Origin of the sequence: Burkholderia sp. LFS061, assembly GCF_047978125.1 — a bacterium.
GTDB classification, from domain to species: Bacteria; Pseudomonadota; Gammaproteobacteria; order Burkholderiales; family Burkholderiaceae; genus Burkholderia; species Burkholderia pyrrocinia_C.
On sequence record NZ_JBFPFS010000008.1, the window covers coordinates 241,395 to 247,643 of the forward strand.

At 67.5% G+C, this 6,249-nt stretch carries 7 protein-coding genes and 1 pseudogene; 6 read left to right on the plus strand and 2 right to left on the minus strand.

Features of this window, described 5'->3' with window-relative positions:
* Nucleotides 1-5 precede the first annotated feature (5 nt).
* From ACNQQL_RS10570 to ACNQQL_RS10585, 4 genes are all read left to right on the plus strand, one after another.
* Nucleotides 6-971, plus strand: a complete 966-nt coding sequence (locus tag ACNQQL_RS10570; RefSeq protein ID WP_347064081.1) for an NAD(P)-dependent oxidoreductase — start codon at nucleotides 6-8, stop codon at nucleotides 969-971.
* Nucleotides 972-1,337: 366 nt separating this feature from the next.
* Nucleotides 1,338-2,381: a LacI family DNA-binding transcriptional regulator gene (locus ACNQQL_RS10575; RefSeq protein ID WP_072441232.1), complete on the plus strand. Its 1,044-nt coding sequence runs from the start codon at nucleotides 1,338-1,340 to the stop codon at nucleotides 2,379-2,381.
* 54 nt (nucleotides 2,382-2,435) lie between these two features.
* Nucleotides 2,436-3,224: a YhfC family intramembrane metalloprotease gene (locus ACNQQL_RS10580; RefSeq protein ID WP_347064082.1), complete on the plus strand. Its 789-nt coding sequence runs from the start codon at nucleotides 2,436-2,438 to the stop codon at nucleotides 3,222-3,224.
* A gap of 13 nt (nucleotides 3,225-3,237) precedes the next feature.
* The gene (locus ACNQQL_RS10585) at nucleotides 3,238-3,600 is read left to right on the plus strand and encodes a DUF3022 domain-containing protein (protein WP_034181369.1); all 363 of its coding nucleotides are present in this window, start codon (nucleotides 3,238-3,240) and stop codon (nucleotides 3,598-3,600) included.
* Nucleotides 3,601-3,633: 33 nt separating this feature from the next.
* Here ACNQQL_RS10585 and ACNQQL_RS10590 read toward each other — a convergent pair whose 3' ends face one another.
* Entirely contained in the window at nucleotides 3,634-4,065 is a 432-nt protein-coding gene (locus ACNQQL_RS10590) for a PGDYG domain-containing protein (RefSeq protein WP_072441226.1), read from the minus strand.
* Nucleotides 4,066-4,196: 131 nt separating this feature from the next.
* Complete coding sequence (locus ACNQQL_RS10595) at nucleotides 4,197-4,748, minus strand: Spy/CpxP family protein refolding chaperone (protein WP_072441223.1); 552 nt, start codon at nucleotides 4,746-4,748, stop codon at nucleotides 4,197-4,199.
* A 370-nt stretch (nucleotides 4,749-5,118) separates the two neighbouring features.
* On the opposite strand from ACNQQL_RS10595, the gene ACNQQL_RS10600 reads away from it, so the two are divergent.
* Complete coding sequence (locus ACNQQL_RS10600; RefSeq protein WP_347064083.1) at nucleotides 5,119-5,583, plus strand: Lrp/AsnC family transcriptional regulator; 465 nt, start codon at nucleotides 5,119-5,121, stop codon at nucleotides 5,581-5,583.
* 457 nt (nucleotides 5,584-6,040) lie between these two features.
* A pseudogene (locus ACNQQL_RS10605) lies at nucleotides 6,041-6,142 on the plus strand (2-dehydropantoate 2-reductase N-terminal domain-containing protein); the annotation flags it as partial.
* Nucleotides 6,143-6,249 lie beyond the last annotated feature (107 nt).

Below are 6,249 nucleotides of genomic sequence, written 5' to 3' on the forward strand. Positions count from 1 at the left end.
AACTGATGAAGCCTCGTATCGTCGCGTACAAGCCGCTGCCCGATGACGTTCTCGCGTACCTGCGCGAGCATGCGGACGTCGTGCAGGCCGACGGCGCCGACGCGCTCGCCGATGCGCTCGGCAGCGCGGACGGCGCGATCGGCGCGAGCCTGAAGGTCACGCCGCAAATGCTCGACCGCGCACCGCGGCTGAAGGCCTGGTCGACGATCTCGGTCGGCTACGACAACTTCGACGTCGCGGATCTCACGCGGCGCGGGATCGTGCTCGCGCATACGCCGGACGTGCTGACCGAGTCGACCGCCGATACGGTGTTTTCGCTGATCCTGGCGTCCGCGCGGCGCGTGGTCGAACTGGCCGAGTGGGTAAAGGCCGGCCACTGGCATCGCAGCATCGGCCCGGACCTGTACGGCACCGACGTGCAGGGCAAGACGCTCGGCATCGTGGGGCTCGGGCGGATCGGCGGCGCGGTTGCACGCCGCGCTGCGCTCGGCTTCCGGATGCAGGTGCTGTACGCGAACCGGTCCGCGCATGCCGAAGCCGAGACGCAGTACGGCGCGCGGCGCGTGACGCTCGACGAACTGCTCGCGCAGTCGGATTTCGTGTGCGTGCAGGTGCCGCTGTCGCCGGAAACGCACCATCTGATCGGCGCGGCCGAATTCGCGAAGATGAAACGCAGCGCGATCCTGATCAATGCGTCACGCGGGCCCGTCGTCGACGAAGCCGCGCTGGTCGACGCGCTGCGCGCGGGCACGATCCGTGGCGCGGGGCTCGACGTATTCGAGAAGGAGCCGCTGCCGGCGGATTCGCCGCTGTTGCAGATGAAGAATGTCGTCGCGCTGCCGCATATCGGCTCGGCGACGCACGAGACGCGCCACGCAATGGCGCGCTGCGCCGCGGAAAACCTGGTCGGCGCGCTGGCCGGCACGCTGCGCGCGAATCTCGTCAATCCGGACGCGCTCGCGCGAGCCTGAGCCGCGCCGGGTAACGGGAAGACAGCCGGCCGGCGGGGCGCCGGCGCCGTTAGAGTCGACGGTCTTGGTGCCGGAGGGCTGGCTGCGTTATGATCGCCCGCTTGTCGCATCGACGGCCCGGCAACGCTGCCGGCGGCGTTCGGCGACGGGCATCCGCGCCAGGTCCGGTGCGGCCGACTGCTTTTGCACGTGACTGGAGCGGGCGCCGATGCGCCGGCGCCGATCGACCGCGAAGCATGGGATCAGCGTAAGCGCTAAAGCGCTAACGCTGGTCGACAGAGGAGTCTGCCGGGTGGCTTACGTTTCCAACAACAAAGGTCCGTCTGCCCACGAAGCGGCGCGGATCATACGTCGTGAGGCACGACAGTGACCGATTCGCAACCTTCCACGCCGCGTCCGGCGACGATCAGCGATGTCGCACGCGAGGCCGGCACGGGCAAGACCAGCGTTTCGCGCTACCTGAACGGCGAGACGCACGTGCTGTCCGTCGATCTGCGTCAGCGGATCGAGGCCGCGATCGCGCGCCTCAACTACCGGCCGAACCAGATGGCGCGCGGGCTCAAGCGCGGCCGCAACCGGCTGCTCGGCATGCTCGCGGCCGACCTGACCAATCCTTATACCGTCGAAGTGCTGCAGGGCGTCGAGGCCGCGTGCCATGCGCTCGGCTACATGCCGCTCATCTGTCACGCGGCGAACGAGGTCGAGATGGAGCGCCGCTTCCTGCAGCTGCTCACGACCTACCGTGTCGAAGGGCTGATCGTCAACGCACTCGGCGCCGAAGAGGACGTGCTGCGCCCGCTGCGCGGCGCCGGCATCCCGGCCGTGCTCGTCGACCGGACCGTCGAGGGTTTCGAGGCCGACCTGATCGGCCTCGACAACGCCGATGCGATCGAGACGGCGGTCGCGCACCTGATCGAGCACGGCTTCGACGCGATCCATTTCGTCGTGCAGCCGTTCGAGCACGTCAGCTCGCGGCGCCTGCGCGAGGCAGCGTTCCGCGCGGCGCTGGGCGCGCGCGGGCTGCCGGTGCCGTCGACGGTCGTGCTCGACCTGAACGAGCCCGACGCGGCCGCGGCGGCACTCGCCGACCTCGATACGCGCATCGACGACGCAACGCGGCGCGGCGTGCGCGCGGCGCTGTTCGCCGCGAACGCGCCGGTCGCGCTCGCGATCGCGCGCCACCTGCGCGCGCGTTTCGGCGCCGCGTGGCAGCAGAAGGCCGCGCTGCTGTCGATCGACGATCCGGAATGGGCCGAGCTGATCGGCATCACGACGATCCGTCAGCCGACCTACGAAATCGGCTACAAGGCCGTCGAATTCGTGCATGAGCGGATCGACGGCGCAGCGGGCGACGTGCGCGTCGCGATGCTGCCGGGCGAGCTGATTGCGCGCGCGTCGACCGCAAGCTGAGTATCATGCGGGGCACGCAGCGCGTCAGGTGCGCTGCCCCGAACAAGGAAATACATGACTGTCGCTCCCGTCACGCTGGCGGTGCTGATCGCCGCCACGCTGATCATCGCGCTGCTGCCGCTCGTCCTCTTCCGTATCCTGCGCAAGCCGCTTGCGCTCAACCGCCGCGACACGATCGTCGGCGTCGCCGTCTTCACGCTGTTCGCGATGATCGTCGAACGCGCGTTCCACGGGCTCGTGCTGAGCCAGACGCCGGCGGATGGCTGGCTGACGCAGCCGCTCGCGTTCGTCGCGTACAGCGCGCTCGCGACCGCCGTATTCGAGGAAGTCGGCCGTTATCTCGGGATGCGTTTCCTGAACCGGCGCTACGGCACGTCGGCCGGCGACGGTCGCGCGATCGGCTACGGGATCGGCCACGGCGGCGCCGAAGCGTGGTTCGTCGGCGTGCTCGTATGGGGCCAGTGGTCGTATCTCGCGTGGCTGGCAAGCCGCGGCCAGCTCGAGACGCAGCTTTCCGACCTGCCGGGCGATACCGTCGTGCGGCTGCACGTGATGCTCGCGACGCTGTCGGTGCAGTCGATCCTGCTGTTGCTGCTCGAACGCTGCGCGGCGTTCGTGTTGCAGCTTGCGCTGTCGGTGCTGGTGTGGCGCGGCGTGCGCGCCGGCCGTGCGGGCGTGTTGCCGCTCGCGATCGTGCTGCACGCGCTCGCCGCGGCGCCGGCGCTGCTGTACCAGGTGCGCGTGCTGCCGGCCGCATGGGTCGAGGCCGCGTATTTCGTGCTGGCCGCGATCCTGGTCGTCGTGATGGTGAAGACGTGCCGGCCGCCGCGTGCGGCTGCCTGACGGGAGAGGCGGGATGGACGACTATCTGATCGAATGCCGGAGCGCGGAATTCGACGCGCTCGCGCGCGTGATCTGCGATCTCTTTCCGGAGCAGACGCGCTTCGCCGAAAGCAGCGACGAGCGCGGGCGGTTCCTGTCCGTGCACTGGCTCGCGATGCGTTTCGGCGCGACGCCGAAGCGGATGACGCTCGATATCCGCATCGTGCCGGCCGCGCTCGCGCGTTATCTCGCGCTCAAGCCGATGCAGCGCGCGCGCAGCCATGCGGTGCTGCATGCCTATACGGAAGCGATGCTCGGGTCGCTCGAGGAGCGCCACGCGGCCGGCGAGGCCGTCGAGCGCAGCGCGGAACTCGAACTCGACGAAGACTTTGCGTGAGCATGCGCGCCGGCTTCATGCCGGCGCGGCGGATTACGCGTCGCGGTAGACCTGCGCGAAGCGCTGCGCCTGCACGACGCCGTAATCGCCGGGTGCATACTGCATGACCCAGTCGCCGGCGACGCCGCGCAGCGTGTCGCCGTTTTCCGAGCGGGCGATCGTAAACGGCTCGTCCATCCTGCGTGCGAGCACGACGGCCGGCCGGTTCCGGTAGGCGCCCGGCGCGCCGTGCGCGAGTGCCGGATCGGCGGGCAGGTATTTGGCGTCGAAGCGCGCGCGCGATACGACCCAGCGGTCGCCGGTCGAGCCCGTGATCAGCGCGTCGCCCGCGACATAGCGGTTCGGGCCTTCGAGGCTCATCAGTTCGCCGTCGGCGTGTGCGAATGAAACGGCGACGGTTTCGTCCTTGACGACGCGACGGGCCTGCGGGTCGGTACGCAGATCGATGTGCTTGAGTTCGAGCATGGCGAGGAAGTGCGGGAAAAGCCGGGAGCTTATCCCGAATTTGGCGCGCCGTGTGGCGCGCGCCGATCGCCGGCAGGACGCGCGGCGCCGTTCGGCCCGTAACGGGCAGCGCGGCGCCGGCAGGGAGGACGTCAGGGTTGCGCGGGTGCGCTTGCGGCCGGCGCGGCTGCCGCCTTGCCTTCCTTGCCCTTCGTCTTGCCCTTGCCGCGGTGCTCGCCGCCGTGGTTCAGCCAGCTGCGGAACGTCGTGTCGGCCAGCGCCTTCTGCTCGGCCGGGAAGCTCGCGTAGAGCGGCGCGAATGCGTCGGAGAGCTTCTTCGCGCCGTCGGCGTTCGCCTGCGACAATTCCGCATACTGCTTCATGTCGTCGAGCGCGGAGACGTCGTGCTTGGCCATCCGGTCGCGATAGAGGCGGCCCATCGTTTCGCCGTTGTCACGCATCGTGTCGGCGAACGTCTTCCATTGCGGTTCCTGCGCCGACGTGATCTTCAACTGGTCGTGCAGATACTTGATGCGCTGCTCGACGCGCGCTTCGTGGCGTGCCGCGCGCTGCTCGGCGCTCGGGGCCGATGCTGCGGCCGCAGCCGTCGTGGCCGGAGCGGGCGCTTGAGGCTGCGCCGGGGTTTGCGCGAACGCGCTGGCTGCAACGGCGAGCGTAGCGAGGGTGAGCGAGATCTTCTTCATGGTTGGCTCTCCGGGGTGGTGTCTTGCGAGCGGGCGCGGCGGCAATTGCCGTAAGCACGCATCTCGCGTCGCACATTATTAGTAGCACGTTGTGTGCAGCGCGGCAGCGAAAGCGACACTTGCTTACATCCGATACGAATCGAAATTGAAAGGGACATAGCGGGTCGGTGCGGGGCTGGCGATGGTCCGGCACGTACCGGCGACGGGCTCGGCAAGTGAGCGGCAAGCGCGATCCGGATGCGGTCGTTGTGCACGAACAAGGCAGCGAGACCGCATGACGGCGCGCGATGCCGTTTGGGCGCACCGGCGTTCGGCGCTATCATCGCGTCACCTTCCACTTAGCCGGCGCGTCGCACGCCGGCCCGGCCTCATGCGTCCACCCCGTCTCGACCAACTCGACGATCTCGACCGGCAGCTCGTCGCGCTGCTGCAAGCCGATGCGCGCGCAAGTGTCGCGGATCTCGCGCGCCAGCTCGACGTCGCGCGCACGACGGTCGTCGCACGCATCGCACGGCTCGAACGCACCAACGTGATCGCCGGCTATAGCGTCCGGATCGGGCAGGACGTGCTCGACGCGAGCATTTACGCGTATGTCGGCATCATCCTCACGCCGAAGTTCGGCAAGGATGTGTTGCGCAAGCTCGACCGGATGCCCGAAGTGCAGTTGCTGTGCGCGGTGAGCGGCGAGTACGACTACGTCGCGTGGCTGCGCGCCGATTCGCCCGAACGCCTCAACGACCTGCTCGACCAGATCGGCACGCTCGAAGGCGTCGAACGCACGACGACGTCGATCATTCTTTCGCGCAAGATCGATCGCGGGACGATCGGCGGCTGATGCACACCTCGCGACATCGCATTTGATGTCGCAGTCGAGTATTCCGCACGGATATCTGCCTGATCCGCGAGCGCATTCGTGCGCGCCGAGGGCACGAGCCTCCACATAGTTGAACCGCCGTGCCCGATGTTCCGCAGGGGCACGGACGGCCGTTTCCACGCGTCGTTCGACGCATCCATGCCGCATTCTCTTGCGCATTTCCGCGCATGACGAGCGCGCGCGTCGTTCCTCCTTCTTTCCGCCTTCGAGAACGCAGGCCGTAACGGTCCGCTTGCGGCACGAGCTATACGCGATTTTTAGATGATTTGGTCGTTTCGACGAAATGGATCGTCATTTCGTCGAAATTATCGGTCGTTTCGCATCATTCTTCGTCTTGGAACTGATTTTGCGCGTCCCTAAACTGTGTTCATGGCTCAACGCCGTCCACAACACCAACCCATCATCAGGAGATAAGCGCATGAAAATCGCCATCGTCGGCGCAGGTCTGATCGGCCACACCATTGCTCACATGCTGCGTGAAACGGGCGACTACGAAGTCGTCGCGTTCGACCGCGATTCGTCTTGGAACTGATTTTGCGCGTCCCTAAACTGTGTTCATGGCTCAACGCCGTCCACAACACCAACCCATCATCAGGAGATAAGCGCATGAAAATCGCCATCGTCGGC